Raw genomic sequence first — 15,172 nt, forward strand, 5'->3', positions numbered from 1 at the left:
CTGTCATGGGCCCGGGCTTCGCACCCGGACTGGGCAGGTCAGGCGGGTGGCAGTCGTCGTTCGGCGGCCGCCTCGATCGATGGGTAAGTGGGGAACAGCAGGAATGCACCGGTCACGTCGAGTGCCCGCTGCACGGCGGGATGGTGAAAGACCAGCCGCAGGTCGAGGCCGCGGGGTGCGGCGCGATGTTTGATCTCGACGAGTGCGCACGCGACGCTGAGCGAGAGGAACTCGACATCCCGTAAATCGACGATCACGCAGCCTTCGTCGAGCGAACCCAGCGCCCTGGTAATCCGCTGGCGCAGCACGGGTATGTGGGACGCATCCAGATCTCCGTGTGCGGTGACCACAGCGGTATCGGACTTTCTGGCGCGGCGCCGATTCGTGGTACTGGTGCGCAGCGGCATCTCGTCGGCTACTACTGCGGCGGCTGTCGGCTCGGCGATGGTTTCTGTCATCACTAACCCCTTGCGTCCGAGGCTTGCACTAACGACTCGTCCCGACTGCGGGCGTACGCGTGGGCAGGTGATGAATGAACACACCGCCGCGCGGCAGGCGACCCGCGCATGGGACGCTACGGCTGGCTGTTCAACCTCTTCCGGTTTACCACGACGGCTCGCCGCTGTCTACCGCCCGAGACGTTCCGAAACGTCGCTCATGCTCGGCCGCTACCTGGAGGCAACGAAACCGGGGTGTTCCTCGAGCGGCGGCGTCCGATCAGAACGCCGGGGTGACTGCGGGCGCGACCTTGGGCAGATCCATTTCGTAGATGGCGTAGGCGGCGCGCAGTACCGGCTGGGCGACATTGCGCACCCGGATGCCGCCCGGTGTGGTCCCGCGTTCGGAGCCCGCGTGCGCGTGGCCGTGCAGTGCGAGATCGGCGCCGTTGTTGTCGATCGCTTCGCCGAGCAGGTAGGAACCGAGGAACGGGTAGATCTCCCTCGGTTCGCCGTGCAGTGTGTCGCTGACGGGGGAGTAGTGGGTGAGCGCGATGGTCACGTCGGTGGACAGTCCGGCCAGGGCTTCGGCCAGTGAATCCGCGAGTGCGACTGTGTGACAGGAGAAGTCACGCATCTGGCGCTCGCCGAAGATGCTCGCGCACTTGCCGGCGAAGCCGCCGCCGAACCCCTTGGTCCCGGCGATGCCGAGTGTCCGGCCGGAGATGGTGAAGGTGGTGGCGGTCCCTTCGAGCACGGTGATGCCCTGGTCGACCAGCAGCTTGGTGATGTCGTCCTCGACCTCGCTGTGATAGTCGTGGTTACCGAGCACCGCGACCACCGGCACGCCGAGGTCGGCGAACTCGGCGGCGACCACCTCGGCCTCCTCCACCGTCCCGTGGCGCGTCAAATCGCCTGCCAGCAGCAGGATGTCGGCGTGCTCGGGCAGCTCGCGCAGCGTGGGTCGCCACAGCCCGTGTGAGTCGACGCCGAGATGTACATCGCCTACGGCGGCTATTCGCATGCGGCTCAACTCCTTTCGGTATCCGTCGAACCGAGCGCCTCGCTGTCGGCCGGCGCGCCGGGACGGGTGACGTGCACATCGTTGTGGATCCGCGCTTGCGGAAGCTGTTCGCGCACTATCGTTTCCAGCTGGTGTTTGCGTTCCTCGGTGCTCACCTCGCCGCCGAGGACCACCACGTCGCCGCGAATGGTTACCCCGATGCCGAGTTCCGCGGTGCGCGGATCCTCGGCCAGGGCGCGGCGCAGGTGCGCGACAAGGTATTGCGGCTGCTCCATCTATTTCACCTTTCCGGTGTCGGTGATACCGAGATCGTCGAGCAGCCCGAGAAACGCGCGCGCATACGGTGATTCCTCGGTCTGACGCCGTGCTTCCGCCCAGTCGACCTGTTCGCGCAGGTCGCGCGCGATGTGCAGCAGCGGCGCGAAGTCGAGGCGGTGCGCGTCGAAGACCAGCAGCTTGTCCACCATGAGGTCGGTGCCGCTGACCACCGGCGCGGAGGTCGGCCCGATGCGCATCGGCGTTGCGCGGTCGAGCAATTCGTCGGTGACGTCCCGGTAATTGGGTCGGTAGATCACGTCGATCAGCACGTCGCCGTCGTAGACCTTGCGCAGCCAGTCCTCGGGGGGATCGCAGACCCGCAACCCGGCCTCGGCCAGTGTGCGCACCGCTTTCGCGCAGTCCTCGGGTTTGACGAAGATATCGACATCGTGCTGCGAGGCGGGCCCACCGCGTGCGTACACCGCGCAACCGCCGGCCACGGCGAACTTGATGTTCGTCTCGGCCAGCGCATTGACGGCTCGGGTCAACGAGTGCAGCAATTGATCGATCGTGGCGACCATGATCGGGCAATACCCGGTTACCAGTCGACTATTCGGCGGATTCGAGCGCGCGGGTTTCGCCGGACAACAGACCGGGCAGCAGCGTCGCACCCGCGGTGGCCGCGACGGCCGACCCGGTCGCGATCGTCCAGCCGAACGGCCCCAACGGCCTGCAACCGAAGTAGGTGCACAGCCCGGGTGTCATGACCACGGCACCGAGCACGCCCGCGCTAGCGGCGGTGGTCACCCACACCAGGGGACTGCGATACCCCGACACCAGGGTCTGCCCCAGCTGGGTGCCGATCAGCGCGACCAGCCCGATGGTCGCGGCCCGGCGTTCGGTGCCGGTGTAGCGGCCGAGCGTCCAGGCGACGGAGGCGCCGGTGGCCGTGGCGATGCCGCGGGTGGCGATGGTCCTGGTCAGGTCGGTGCCGAGCTCGGCGCGCGGAATCTCGGTGAGTTGCGCCGACCGCTCGCGGACCGCCGCGGCGCTGTCGGCCGGATCGATGCCGCGATCGTCCGGCGAGAGCGCCAGGGCCAGCGCCGGGAACATATCGGTGAGCATGTTCACCAGGAGGAACTGGCGGGTGCCGAGTGGTCCGCGCCCGCCGACGGCGGTACCGAACAGCGTGAACGCGACCTCGCCCGCGTTACCGCCGACCAGTACGCCGACGGCATCGGTGATCCGCCGCCACATGCCGCGACCCTCGACCAGCGCGTGCAAGATCGCGATCGGGTCCGGATCGGTCAGCACCAGGTCGGCGGCGTTGCGCGCGGCGGTGGATCCCTGTGCGGCCAAACCGATTCCGATGTCGGCGCTGCGGATCGCGGCGGCATCGTTGCCGCCGTCGCCGGTCATGCCGACGACGTGACCGTTGCGGCGCAACGCGGTGACGATGCGCACCTTCTGCTCCGGATTCACCCGGGCGAACACCGTGCTGCGCTCGATCAACTCCGCTTGCTCGCGGTCGTCGCATCGATCCAGATCGGCGCCGGTGACCACGGTATCGACGGCGATGCCCAGCTGGCGCGCCGCCGCGGTGGCGGTCACCGGATGATCGCCGGTGATCATCCGGACACTGATGTCGTTGTCCTGCAGGGCGGTGATCAGCGGCAGCGTCTGCGGGCGCGGGGTGTCGGCGATGCCGAGGAAGCCGAGCAGCGTGAGTTCGCCGACCGCGCCCGCCACATCGTCGGGCTCGGTGGCGAGGTCTCGGCGGGCCACGGCCAGCACGCGCAGGCCTTGCTCGGCCAGATCGCGCACGGTCGTCTCGGCGCGCGCACGCAACTGCTCGGACAGGGCGATGGTGTCGCCGTTGCGGACCTTGGTGCACCGCGGCAGCACGATCTCGGGCGCGCCCTTGACGACCAACCGCAGCCTGCGCGCGGTGTTGCCCAGCGCGGCGGCGTACCCGCGATTCGAGTCGAAGGGGATCGCTTCGATCGGGTGCCAGCGCCCGTCGTCGAGGATCTCGGCGGCCTCGAGCACCGCGCGATCGGTGGCATGGGTGACCGGTCCCTCGTTCGGGTCGGGGCAGGCGCGCGCGGCCGCACGCAGCAGCCTGCGCGCCTCCTCGGCCTCGGCGCCGGGCTCCCACTGCTGGTGCAGGTCGGCGAGTTTGGTCAACCGCAACCGCCCTTCGGTGAGGGTGCCGGTCTTGTCGAAACACAGCGTGTCGACCCGGCCGAGCGCCTCCACCGTGCGACTTGCCCGGACCAGCACGCCGTAGCGGGACAACCGCCGGGTGGCCGCGAGTTGCGCGACCGTGGCGACCAGCGGCAGCCCCTCCGGTACCGCCGCGACCGCGACGGCCACACCGTCGGCGATGGCGGCGCGCAACTCCCGGCCGCGCAGGCCGCCCAGGACGCTGACGATCGCCCCGCCGGTCAGCGTCAGTGGCAACGCCCGGTCGGTCAGCTGGCGCAATTGTGCTTGCACGCCGCCCTTTTCGGGCGGCACCGCACCGGCGGTGGCCCGCCCGACCTGGGTGTCGGCGCCGACCGCGACCACGACGGCCCGCCCGCGGCCGTTCACGACGGTGCTGCCCTCGTAGATCATGCAGGCGCGGTCACTCGGACCGGCACCGGGCGTGGCCGACAGTTGCTTCTCCACCGTGACCGATTCACCGGTCAGCCCGGATTCGTCCAGCTCGAGATCGTCGATGTCGACCAGCCGTGCGTCGGCGGGCACCACCTCACCCGGACGGACGACGATGACATCGCCGACCGTGAGCAGGCTGGCCGGCAGGGTTGTTTCGCCGGCGTCGGGCTTGTCCACGTCGGCCCGGTCGATGACCTGCGCGGTGAGGCTCTCCCGGTCCAGCAGCGTGTGCAGGGCCGACTCGGCGCGCTGGCGCTGCCTGGCCGAGACCACCGCGTTCACGGTGAGGACCGAGGAGAGCAGGATCGCATCGGACGGGGAGCCGAGAATGGCGGTCGCGGCGGCGCCGACGCCCAGGATCGGGGTCAGCGGATCGGCCAGTTCGGTGCGTAGATGGCGCAGGAACGAGGTGGTGCGCGTCAATCCGCCGAACCAGGTGTCCTGCTCGGACGGGGCCGACGTGGCACGCTCCGTCGAGGCGGGCGGCTGCGGTAGTCGAGCGAGCACCTCCTCGGGTTGCAGTGCGTGCCAAGGCAGCAGCACCGACGGCGCGGGAAGCGCCGGTGCGCGCATCGTGCGCAGCCCGGCCAGCGAGCCGTTCAGCAGGCCCGCGAGGTGGGCTGCGGCCATCGGTGATATCTGGGCCCGCCGCGACGGCGACACCGCGAGCAGCAATCCGCCGAGCGCGGCTGCCGAGAGCGCGAGGGACCGGCCTTGTGCGCTGACGTGGCGGGCCGGTTCGATCGCCGCCAGTATTCGTTCGACTTGGCTCAGCTCGCGGCACAGCGCGTCCGCGGTCCACGGCGCCCGTTTGTGGTTGTGCCCGGTGCCGAGCAGCCCGATGGCCACATCGGACCAGGCGAGTGCCTTGTAGGCGTGGGCGCTCACCGTGGCGACCACGTGGCCGTCGCGCTGCAAGTCGTGCACGAGTTTGCTCAACGAGGTCGCGGAGGAGACGAATTGGTCTACGCGGGAACGCAATTCCCCGGCGTCGGCGCTCGCGGCGAGAGTCACGCGCAGACCTGCCTTGCGTGCCGTGGTCAGCAACGAGTGTGCACGCGGGTCGAGTTCCCGGCCGATGAGGACCCGGCCCACCGTGCGGTCGCCGGCGCGCAATTCACGCCCAGCCGGACGGATCGTGGCGCCCCGATCCGGATTTCCGCTCTCGGGGTGCACCAGTCGCAGCTCGTTCTTGCGCGCTGCGCCGTTCCGTTCGGACGCGGCGGGTTCAGCCGAGGAATCCGGGGGCGACCAGAGCAGCCGCTGGGCCGCACTCCAGACGTCGGCGGTGGACCATTCGGCATCGGTGGACTCGGCATCGAGCACTACCCGGCGCGAGGTGAGCAAGGCTTCGCCGTCCACGACGAGTGCGGTGAGGCGATCGAGTCGCCGCCACGCGGTGGGGTCCAGCGTCAGCACGCCCGCGCGGGCCAGCAGCGTGGTGAGGGTCGCGGCGTATGCCTCGCGGCAGGCGCGTGCGGCCTTGGGGGCACCGAGAGCGAGCGCGTTGACGGCGTCACCGGCGTTGCCGAGGGTGGCAATCGCGGTGGCGCCCACCACCATTGCCGATCCCGTCTCGTCGGCGACGCGCTCCAGCGGTCCGGGCGGCAGTTCGGCGGGGCGGGTGTAGCGCGGCAGCGGCTGCGCGACGTCGGGGTTGTCGTGGTGCAGGAGCTGCGGTTCCCAACCGCGCCAGCTGACCCGGCGCGCGACCGCCTCGGTCAGCAGCATGGACCGTTGCGCCGCGTCGAGCAGCAGCGTGGGGATCCCGTCGGTCGCGTTCTCGCCGAGCGCGGTGCCGAGAGCGGAGACCAGGGTCAGCACGAGGTCGGTGCGCGCTCGCCCCAGCCGTTGCTCGAGTTGGTCGCGGACCCGCGGCTGTGTCTCGGCGATCGAGGCGAGGGCCCGCGCCGCGCGCAGCGGCGGACGCATCGGGGGCGCGACCCCGGCCAGCGAGATCGCGACGGCGCACAGATCGCCGGCGACCTGAATTGCCGCCGCTATCACCGGTTCTCGGTCACCCGGGTAGTCGACATCGCAGTCCCAGTCCTGCTCGTCGACCTCGGTATCGTGCTCGATCCGGTCCACCGTGGCGAGCAGTTCCGGCAGATCCGCCGCGCCGCGGGCCAGGGTGGCGACCACCCGTCCGGTCACCGCGTTCACCTGCCACCAGCGCACACCGCCGAGGCTTTCCAGTCGCCGCTCCAGTGCGCGGGCGACGGTGGCGCTGCTGCCGCCCGCCAAACCGCGGACCTCGATGGTCGCGCGCCTGCCGTGCATGGCGACCCGTCGCCGGGTGCGCTTCAGGTGCGGGTCGACCAAGGCCGCCACGTCGTCGCGCAACTGACCAGGCTCGGGCACATCGAGGAGTTGCCCGGCCTCGGCCGCTTTCCCGGCCACTGTCTCGATGGCCTGCAACGGCGCGGCGGCGAGCTGGGTGGCCGCGCCGATGGCGAGTAACCCGCCACGGCGCACGGCTTCGGTCACCGCTGCCGCGGGCGCCTCGATCCACCAGGTAGGTCGTAGATGACGTGTCGATAGGCCCATAACGGGCAGCTACCCCGCAGGTAGCCCGGTAAACAAGGCCGGAGTTGCGCTCGCAGAGAACAGGTTCGGTGGATGGGCCCGCGCTCGCCTCCGGCACAGTTTCTCGGTCGGCATACGGGGTAAATCCGGGGCATGACCTCATCGCGCGACGGCCGGAATGCTCGGCTGGGTTTGCCGGAAACGATCACGGTCGCGCTGTTCGATCTCGACGGGGTCCTCACCGACACCGCGTCGGTGCACCGGCGGGCGTGGACCACGGTGTTCGACGAGTACCTCGGGCAGCGCTGCGGGCCGGACTTCGTGCCGTTCAGTGCGGACGACTATCTGCGCTATGTCGACGGCCGCCCGCGCGCCGACGGCGTCCGCGAGTTCCTGCGGTCCCGGGAGATCACCCTGCCGGAGGGCGACCCGGCGGACGAACCGGGGGATGCGACGGTGCACGCGCTCGGCAATCGTAAGAACAGCGTGCTGCTCTCGCTGATCGAGCACGAAGGTGTCAAGGTTTACCCCAGTTCGGTCGACTATGTGACCGCGGTCCGGGAGGCCGGGCTGAAGGTAGCCGTGGTGACCGCCTCCGCCAATGCCGTTGCGGTGCTGGAGGTTACGGGCATCGCCCGCAGCGTCGACGAGCGGGTCGACGGCAACGACGTCACCAGGCTCGGACTGCGCGGTAAGCCCGCGCCCGACGGATTCCTGGAAGCCGCCGCGCGGCTGAACGTAAAGCCCGAGCAGGCAGCGGTTTTCGAGGACGCGGTCGCCGGGGTAGCGGCAGGGCACGCGGGCGGCTTCGGGTTCGTCGTCGGGGTCGATCGCGTCGGCGACGGCAGGCACGGGCCGGAATTGACGGCGGCGGGCGCCGATGTCGTCGTCCAGGATCTGGCGGAGCTGAAGGAGTAGCGAAATGGCTGTGGACTGTCGCGGTTTCGAGGTGGACCCATGGCAATTGCGGTGGTGCGGGCTGGATGTGGAGGCGCTGCGGCGGACCGAGTCGATCTTCGCCTTGTCGAACGGTCACCTCGGGTTACGCGGCACCCTCGAGGAGGGGGAGCCGGTCGGTGAACCGGGCACCTACCTCAACGGGTTCTATGAGAAACGTCAATTGCCTTATGCCGAAGTGGGTTACGGATACCCGCAGCAGGGGCAGACCGTGGTGAACGTCACCGACGGAAAGATCATCCGGCTGCTCGTCGGGGACGAGCCGATGGACATGCGCTACGGCCATGCCAGGGAGCACGAGCGGGTACTGGATTTTCGCTCCGGCACCTTGCGCCGCAGCACCGTATGGACCTCGCCCACCGGTCAATCGGTGCGGATCCGTTCGGAGCGGCTCGTCTCGTTCACCGAGCGGGCGCTGGCCGCCATCCGCTATGAGGTCGAGCCGCTCGACGAGGATCTGGATCTGGTGATCCAATCGGATCTGCTCGCCAACGAGCCGGTCGTGGCGCGCCAGGGTGATCCCCGGTTCGCGGCGGCGCTGGATCGCCCGCTGGTGGCCGACTTCGCGGCCGCGCGGGATTTCCATGCGGTGCTCGCCCATCACACCAGGCAATCCGGGCTGCGGATGGCGGCGGGGATGGATCATGAGCTGGCAGTGAACGCCACGCCACGGTGCTCGGTGCACACCGAGGACGATCTGGCCCGGCTGACAATCGCGGTCGATGTCGCGCGGGGCGAAACGGTGTGCGTGACCAAATATTTCGCCTACGGCTGGTCCAGTCAGCGTTCGACGCCCGCGCTGCGCGCCCAGGTCGAAGCGGCGTTGGCGGCGGGGCTGGAGACCGGCTGGGACGACCTGCTGGCCCGTCAACGTGCTTACCTCGATGACTTTTGGGCGAGCGCGGATATCGAGATCGATGGCGATCCCGAAATGCAGCAGGCCGTTCGCTTCGCGCTGTTCCATGTGCTGCAGGCGGGAGCTCGCGGGGAGACGCGCGCGATACCGGCGAAGGGGTTGACCGGTCCCGGCTACGACGGCCACTCCTTCTGGGACACAGAGACGTTCGTGCTTCCCGTGCTCACCCATACGGTGCCCGCCGCCGCGGGCGACGCGCTGCGCTGGCGGCATTCGACCCTAGAACTGGCGCGGCAGCGGGCCCGCGAACTCGGTCAGTCGGGGGCGATGTTCCCGTGGCGATCGATCAATGGCGAAGAGGGCTCCGGCTATTGGCCGACCGGCACCGCGGCGGTGCACGTCAACGCCGATATCGCCGACGCGACCATCCGCTATCTGGCCGCCACCGGGGACGAACAGTTCGAACGGGACTGCGGGGTAGAGCTTTTGGTGGAGACCGCCAGGTTGTGGGCGGTCCTCGGGCATCGGGATTCGGCCGGGAACTTCCGGATCGACGGTGTCACCGGGCCCGACGAATACTCCGCGTTGGCCGACAACAACATCTATACGAATCTGATGGCGCAGAAGAACCTGCGCGGTGCGGTCGCTGCGTGTGAGCGGCAGCCCGAGGTGGCGCAGCGGCTGGGAGTCACCGAGAGCGAGATCGGCCGCTGGCGGGACTGTGCCGCGAAAGTCGCCATGCCGTACAACGACGAACTCGAGGTGCACGAGCAGTCGGAGAATTTCACCCGCTACATGCGCTGGAATTTCGCGGATACCCCCGCTGAGCGTTATCCACTGCTGCTGCACTATCCGTACTTCGACCTGAACCGTAAGCAGGTGGTCAAACAGGCCGACCTGACCTTGGCGATGTACCTGTGCCCCGACGAGTTCACGCCGGAGCAGAAGCTGCGGAACTTCGACTATTACGAGGCACTGACGGTCCGCGACTCCTCGCTGTCGGCCTGCGCCCAGGCGATCATGGCGGCCGAAGTCGGTCACCTGTCGCTGGCCTTCGACTACTTCGTCGAATCCGCGCTGACCGATCTGCACGATCTGCACCACAATGTGGCGACCGGATTGCATATCGCCTCGCTGGCCGGAACGTGGAGTTGCTGCGTCGCCGGTTTCGGCGGCATGCGCGAATGCAATGGCGAAGTGCGTTTCGCCCCACGCCTCCCCGAAAACCTCGACCGCCTCGCCTTCCGAATCCTGTGGCGCGGCAGCCGAATATCGGTCGACATCACCCGCGACGCCGCGACCTACTCCCTACTCTCCGGCGACCCCTTCACCTTCCGTCACCATGGCCAGCCGCACACGCTGGACGAGACACCGCTGGAACTGGGCATACCGGACCTACCGAATGTCTCGAAGCCCGAACCCCCGGCCGGACGTGCTCCATACCGCCGGGATTGATTTTGCCCGCCGCTCCCGACAACCGAACTCGCACGGATCCAGCTGCGGGTGAGAGCTATCTTCGCATCGCAGTGTGTCTTTCGCGTCGGGTCATCCGTTGGCGGCCGGGTGCAGGGCCTCGGTGATGGCTTTGGCGGATTGCGCGACGAGCGGGTCGTCGGCGGGGGCGTTTTCCTCGGTGTTGATCGACAGTACGGTGATCACGATCGGCGAGTCACTGTTGGGCGGCCAGGTCACCGCGGCGTCGTTGGTGAGGCCGTAGTCGCCGCCGCCGGTTTTGTCGCCGGTCTTCCAGTCCTGCGGCAGACCGGCGCGGATCCGGTTCAGGCCGGTGGTGCTGCGCAGTAGCCATTCGGTGAGCTGCGCGCGCTCCGGTGCGGGCAGCGCGTCGCCGGAGACCAGCGCGCGGTAGTCCGCGGCGAGTGCGGCGGGGGTGGTGGAGTTGTGCTCGGGGTTGGTGTCGCCGCTGTTGCTCAGTGGCTCCCAGTCGTCGAGGCTGGTGGCCGTATCGCCCAGCGTGCGAACGAATTTCGTGATCGAGGTAGGCCCGCCGAGTAGTTTCAGCAGCTCGTTGGCCGCGGTGTTGTCGCTCTTCTCGATGGCAGCGGCGGCCAGCTCACGCACCGTCATGCCGGTGTCGACGCGCGTCTCGGTCACCGGCGAGTACTTCACCACATCGCCGGCGTTGAAATGGATGACGGTGTCGAAATAGCCGTCGGCCAGCGGATGCTCGCGGAGCAGCGCGGCCACCGCCAGCGTTTTGAAGGTCGAGCCGATCGGAAACCGCTCGTTCTCCCGGTAACCCAGAAAGACGCCTGTCTTCGTATCGACGGCGAAGACACCGACTCGGGCGTGGTGCGCGGATTCGAGATCCCGCACCTGAGCGGTTGCCTTGGCGGCGTCGGGCACCCGGGTGGGTTCGGTCTTGGGCTCGGACACAGAGCATGCGCCGACGAGCGCGACTGCCGTGATCGCGACTGTCAGAACACCGATTCTGGACTTGGCTGTCATGACTGCTCTCCTCTGAAAATGGCTGACAAGCGGGGTGCGACGGAGCATGTCACTCGCTCATTCATGCGGTCCAAGGCTGGAAGACGCTGATTGATGCTGAACTGGCATACTGGCTCGTCGTGGATATGGTCGAAGCCTGCCGAGCGTTCGTGGCGGTCGGCGAGTACGGCAGTTTCACCGACGGCGCCGCCGTGGCGCGTATCCCGCAGTCGGTGGCCAGCAGACGCGTCGCGGCCTTGGAGCGGCGTTTCGGCGCTCGACTGTTCAACCGGTCCACCCGCGCGGTCACCTTGACCTCGTTCGGTCGCGAGGTGCTGCCCTCGGCCAAACGCCTGGTCGAACTCGCCGACACCCTGGACCACAACGCCGAACGCGCCAAACTACGGCCCTTTCGAATAGCGGTGCCCACGATCTGCAGCCCGCTGCAGCTGGCCCGGTTGATCGCCGCCGGGCGGCGCAACGGGCTGAACCTGGACCTGCACGCGGCCGACCCCGGGGAACGCGCGGAGTTGCTGCGCACGATGGAGGTGCGGGCGGCCCTGGTTGCGATCCCGCCCGGCGAGGGCAGTTGGCGGGTGCCGCTGGGACTGGCCGGTGGCGGCGCGCGAAAGAGCCGGGCACTGTATGTGGAGTCGCTGCGGCCGAGCCGCGCCGACCGGGACGCCCGCCGGCGCCGCATCTGGGTGCAACCCGAAGACGATGTACCGCACATTCGTGACCCGCTCACCCGGCTCGGCGCCGCGGTGGGCTTGCAGCCCGCGCAGGTGCTGGTGGCGAACTCGTTCGCCGCGGCGGCGGCGGACGCGCTCGCTTCGGCAGATCTGCTGCTCTGCTCAGCGAGTCAAGCCGGTGAGCTGGGCCTGCAGTGGCTGCCGATCGGCGAACTGGCACAGCTGGCTCGGGGCTACCGGCTCGTCACCGGGCTGAGCGAGGACACGCAGCGAACACAGTTGCTGCCCGCCGCCGAGATCGGTCACTGCCTCGGCCAACCGGACACCGATGGCTGATGCTGTTGATCCAACAGACAGGATGTGTACGTGGGAGTGGCTGAGATTCTGCGGGCGGCGCGCGACGACTTGCACAGCGCGGGGTTACGCGGTTCCTTCTTGGTGCGCGACCTCGACACCGGCGACGAACTCGGTATCGACCCGGACACGGAGTACCCGTCCGCATCCCTGGTCAAAGTGCCACTCGCGGTCGCCACACTCGAACGCGTCGCCCGCGGCGAACTCGATCCGACGACGCCGATCGTGGTGCAGCCGGGCCGCGTGACGGCGCCCGGCCCGGTCGGGATCACCAAATTTTGGCATCCCGCCACCATCGCACTGGCAGACCTGCTCTACCTCACCCTGTCGATCAGCGACAACGCCGCCGCCGACGCACTGTTCGGTCTCACGCCACCCGAGGCCGTGACCGCCGAGCTGGATCGGCTCGGCATCGAGGGCATCTCCGTGCGGCACCTACTGCACGAACTCACCCGCACGCCCACCGAAATGCTCGACCCCGCCCACGCCCACCTCGCCCACACCCTCGCGATCACCGCCACCACGGCCGGCCACGGACACCCGGTCCCGCAACTGGACATCAGCCGAGCCAACACCGGCTCAGCCCGCGCCTTCGTCGAACTGCTACAGAAGATCTGGCGCCCCAGCAGCATCCGTCCCGAGGCCGCAGCACAGATCCGCCGACTGATGGGCGAGAACATGCTGCGCAACCGACTGGCCCCCGACTTCGGCTCCGACGCGTCCCGATGGTCGTCCAAGACCGGCACCTTGATCAACCTCCGCCACGAGATCGGCGTCGTCGAACACGCCGACGGCCAAACCTTCGCCGTAGCCGCCCTCACCGAGTCCACCGTCCCCGCCACCACCCAACCGGGTGCAGAAGCGGTGATGGCCGCCGTCGCCAGGCTGCTCCGCGACGAGCTACGACGGATGTAGCCCTCGCTGAACGCTCGGTAGCGGCGGTGAGAAGTGGGACGTCCGTAAGAGTTTCGTGCGATGCTCGGATCATGACGTGGTCGGTTCTCGGTGGTTTCGTACTTGCGGTGGCACTTGCAGCGATGGTGCCCGGTCCCACTACCGCGCTGGTGATTCGGCGCAGCGCGCTGGGTGGCGCGCGGGCTGCGGTGCCGATCATCGGCGGCATGCAGGTCGGGTTGTATGCGTGGATCGCGGCTTCGGCGTTCGGGCTTTCCACGCTGGTGGCCGCCAGTGATGTGGCGTATGTGGTGATTCGGGTCGTCGGTGCGGCCGTGCTGATCTATCTCGGTGTGCAGGCTTGGCGGGCGGCGCGCAATCCGTCCGGCGAGGCGCTGGTCGACGAGGATGCGGTGGGGGCGAAACCCTGGCGGGCCGCCGGAATCGGCATGGTGACCAACCTGACCAACCCCAAGGTGGCCGTGTTCGCCTTCGCGTTCTACCCGCAATTCGTTGCGCCGGAGGCGAATATCCTCGCAACAACCCTGCTCCTCGGCCTGCTCCACCTCGTCATCGACGCCACCTGGTTCATCACGGTCGCCCTGTTCGTGGGCCGCGCCCGCGCGTTCTTCGCCGAAACCCGAGTGCGCCAGTGGCTGGAGCGCATCACCGGCACCGTGCTGGTCGCCCTCGGCGTCCGCCTCGCCGTCAGCGAGGTCTAGCCGTCGCTCAACTGCCGCACCTTCTCTCGGGATCCGCACCGACTTCGGTGGCCCGTAATGGGTGCGGATCCCGAGAGAAGGTGCGGGGATGTGGGGGTGGGGGCTCCGCATAGAGTAATGCGGTGGTTGTTGTTGTGGGAGTGGTCGTCGTGCTGGGGGTTTTCGGCGGGCTGCACTGGTATCTGTGGCGGCGGCTCGTGCGGGATACGACGGTGCGCGGATCGATCGCACGCCGGGTGGGCACCGGGCTGATCATCGCGGGGCCGGTGCTGCTGATCGGTGCGTTCGTGGCGGAATCGGCGGGGATTCCGTTCCTGCTCATCCAGATCATCGCCTGGCCCGGGTACATGTGGGGCGCGCTGTTCATCTATCTCGTGTTATGGCTGCTGGTGGGTGAACTGGCCCGGCCGTTGGTCCGGCGCTGGATCACCCGCTCGGACAAAGCGCCGGAGGATGTGCTGATCCCCGCGGCCGGGGGAGCGGACACCGCACCGCGCGATGAACCGGAAGCGCCGGTTTCGCGGCGGCTGTTCGTTTCTCGCGCAGTGGGCGGTGCGGCGGCGTTGGCGGCGGTGAGCACGGTCGGTTACGGCACGCACAGCGTGTTGTCCGGTCCGCAGGTGAAACGCCTGACGATCCCGCTCGCGAATCTGCCCCGCGCCGCGCACGGCTTCCGGATAGCGGTGGTCAGCGATATCCACCTCGGACCGATTCTCGGCCGCGGGTTCGCGGAGCGGGTGGTCGAGACGATCAACGGCACCCAGTCGGATCTCATTGCCATCGTGGGTGATCTGGTCGACGGCAGCGTCGAACATCTGCGCTCTGCGGTCGAACCCCTGGCCCGGTTACGTGCGCGGAACGGCGCCTATTTCGTCACCGGGAACCACGAATACTTCTCCGGCGCGGAGCAGTGGATGGAGCACGTGCAGGAACTCGGCCTGCATCTCTTGGCGAACAGTCGCACCGAGCTGCCGTACTTCGACCTCGCCGGTGTCAACGACATTCAGGGCAAGCGCATCGGGCAGGGCCCGGATTTCACTGCGGCACTGGGCAATCGCGATCTCGCGCGCACCGCGGTGCTGCTCGCGCATCAGCCGGTGCAGATCCACGACGCCGTCGAGTTCGGCGTCGATCTGCAACTGTCCGGCCACACCCACGGCGGGCAGGTCTGGCCGGGCAATTACCTTGCGGAACTGGCCAATCCGACGGTCGCCGGACTGGAGCGCTACGGCGACACGCAGCTCTACGTCACCCGTGGGGCGGGCGCGTGGGGACCGCCGGTCCGGGTGGGCGCACCCTCCGATATCACCGTCTTGGAGCTCGCCTCGAAACAGGCGTGACTCCGG

Annotated in this window: 12 protein-coding genes; 6 read left to right on the forward strand and 6 right to left on the reverse strand. The window is 68.6% G+C overall.

Features of this window, described 5'->3' with window-relative positions; genetic code table 11:
- Positions 1–38: 38 nt before the first annotated feature.
- The 5 genes from IBX18_RS07510 to IBX18_RS07525 form a co-directional block, all read right to left on the reverse strand.
- Complete coding sequence (locus IBX18_RS07510) at positions 39–458, reverse strand: anti-sigma factor antagonist (RefSeq protein WP_194833005.1); 420 nt, start codon at positions 456–458, stop codon at positions 39–41.
- A gap of 259 nt (positions 459–717) precedes the next feature.
- Positions 718–1,461: a metallophosphoesterase gene (locus IBX18_RS07515; RefSeq protein ID WP_194833006.1), complete on the reverse strand. Its 744-nt coding sequence runs from the start codon at positions 1,459–1,461 to the stop codon at positions 718–720.
- 5 nt (positions 1,462–1,466) lie between these two features.
- Positions 1,467–1,736 (reverse strand): BON domain-containing protein, encoded by a 270-nt coding sequence (locus tag IBX18_RS41960; RefSeq protein ID WP_228540589.1) that lies wholly within the window; start codon positions 1,734–1,736, stop codon positions 1,467–1,469.
- Positions 1,737–2,300: a nucleotidyltransferase family protein gene (locus tag IBX18_RS07520; RefSeq protein ID WP_228540590.1), complete on the reverse strand. Its 564-nt coding sequence runs from the start codon at positions 2,298–2,300 to the stop codon at positions 1,737–1,739.
- Between the two features lie 28 nt (positions 2,301–2,328).
- On the reverse strand, positions 2,329–6,927 hold the full coding sequence (locus IBX18_RS07525) for a cation-translocating P-type ATPase (RefSeq protein WP_194833007.1): 4,599 nt from the start codon (positions 6,925–6,927) through the stop codon (positions 2,329–2,331).
- A 132-nt stretch (positions 6,928–7,059) separates the two neighbouring features.
- Here IBX18_RS07525 and IBX18_RS07530 point away from each other — a divergent pair, with 132 nt between their 5' ends.
- Together IBX18_RS07530 and IBX18_RS07535 are read left to right on the forward strand one after the other, a co-directional pair.
- Positions 7,060–7,824 carry a beta-phosphoglucomutase family hydrolase gene (locus tag IBX18_RS07530; RefSeq protein ID WP_194833008.1) on the forward strand — a complete coding sequence of 255 codons (765 nt, stop codon included), beginning with the start codon at positions 7,060–7,062 and terminating at the stop codon, positions 7,822–7,824.
- Positions 7,825–7,828: 4 nt separating this feature from the next.
- Positions 7,829–10,174, forward strand: a complete 2,346-nt coding sequence (locus tag IBX18_RS07535) for a glycoside hydrolase family 65 protein (RefSeq protein ID WP_194833009.1) — start codon at positions 7,829–7,831, stop codon at positions 10,172–10,174.
- 90 nt (positions 10,175–10,264) lie between these two features.
- On the opposite strand, the gene bla is transcribed toward IBX18_RS07535, so the two are convergent.
- Positions 10,265–11,185 (reverse strand): class A beta-lactamase, encoded by a 921-nt coding sequence (bla, locus tag IBX18_RS07540; RefSeq protein ID WP_194833010.1) that lies wholly within the window; start codon positions 11,183–11,185, stop codon positions 10,265–10,267.
- 125 nt (positions 11,186–11,310) lie between these two features.
- Here bla and IBX18_RS43045 point away from each other — a divergent pair, with 125 nt between their 5' ends.
- From IBX18_RS43045 to IBX18_RS07560, 4 genes are all read left to right on the forward strand, one after another.
- Complete coding sequence (locus IBX18_RS43045; protein WP_194833691.1) at positions 11,311–12,192, forward strand: LysR family transcriptional regulator; 882 nt, start codon at positions 11,311–11,313, stop codon at positions 12,190–12,192.
- Between the two features lie 30 nt (positions 12,193–12,222).
- Positions 12,223–13,125 (forward strand): serine hydrolase, encoded by a 903-nt coding sequence (locus tag IBX18_RS07550; protein WP_194833011.1) that lies wholly within the window; start codon positions 12,223–12,225, stop codon positions 13,123–13,125.
- A 71-nt stretch (positions 13,126–13,196) separates the two neighbouring features.
- The gene (locus IBX18_RS07555) at positions 13,197–13,826 is read left to right on the forward strand and encodes a LysE family translocator (protein WP_194833012.1); all 630 of its coding nucleotides are present in this window, start codon (positions 13,197–13,199) and stop codon (positions 13,824–13,826) included.
- 122 nt (positions 13,827–13,948) lie between these two features.
- A complete protein-coding gene (locus tag IBX18_RS07560; protein WP_194833013.1) occupies positions 13,949–15,166 on the forward strand; it encodes a metallophosphoesterase in 1,218 nt (405 codons plus the stop codon).
- Positions 15,167–15,172 lie beyond the last annotated feature (6 nt).

This window comes from Nocardia sp. XZ_19_369 (assembly GCF_015355715.1).
Lineage (GTDB): Bacteria > Actinomycetota > Actinomycetes > Mycobacteriales > Mycobacteriaceae > Nocardia.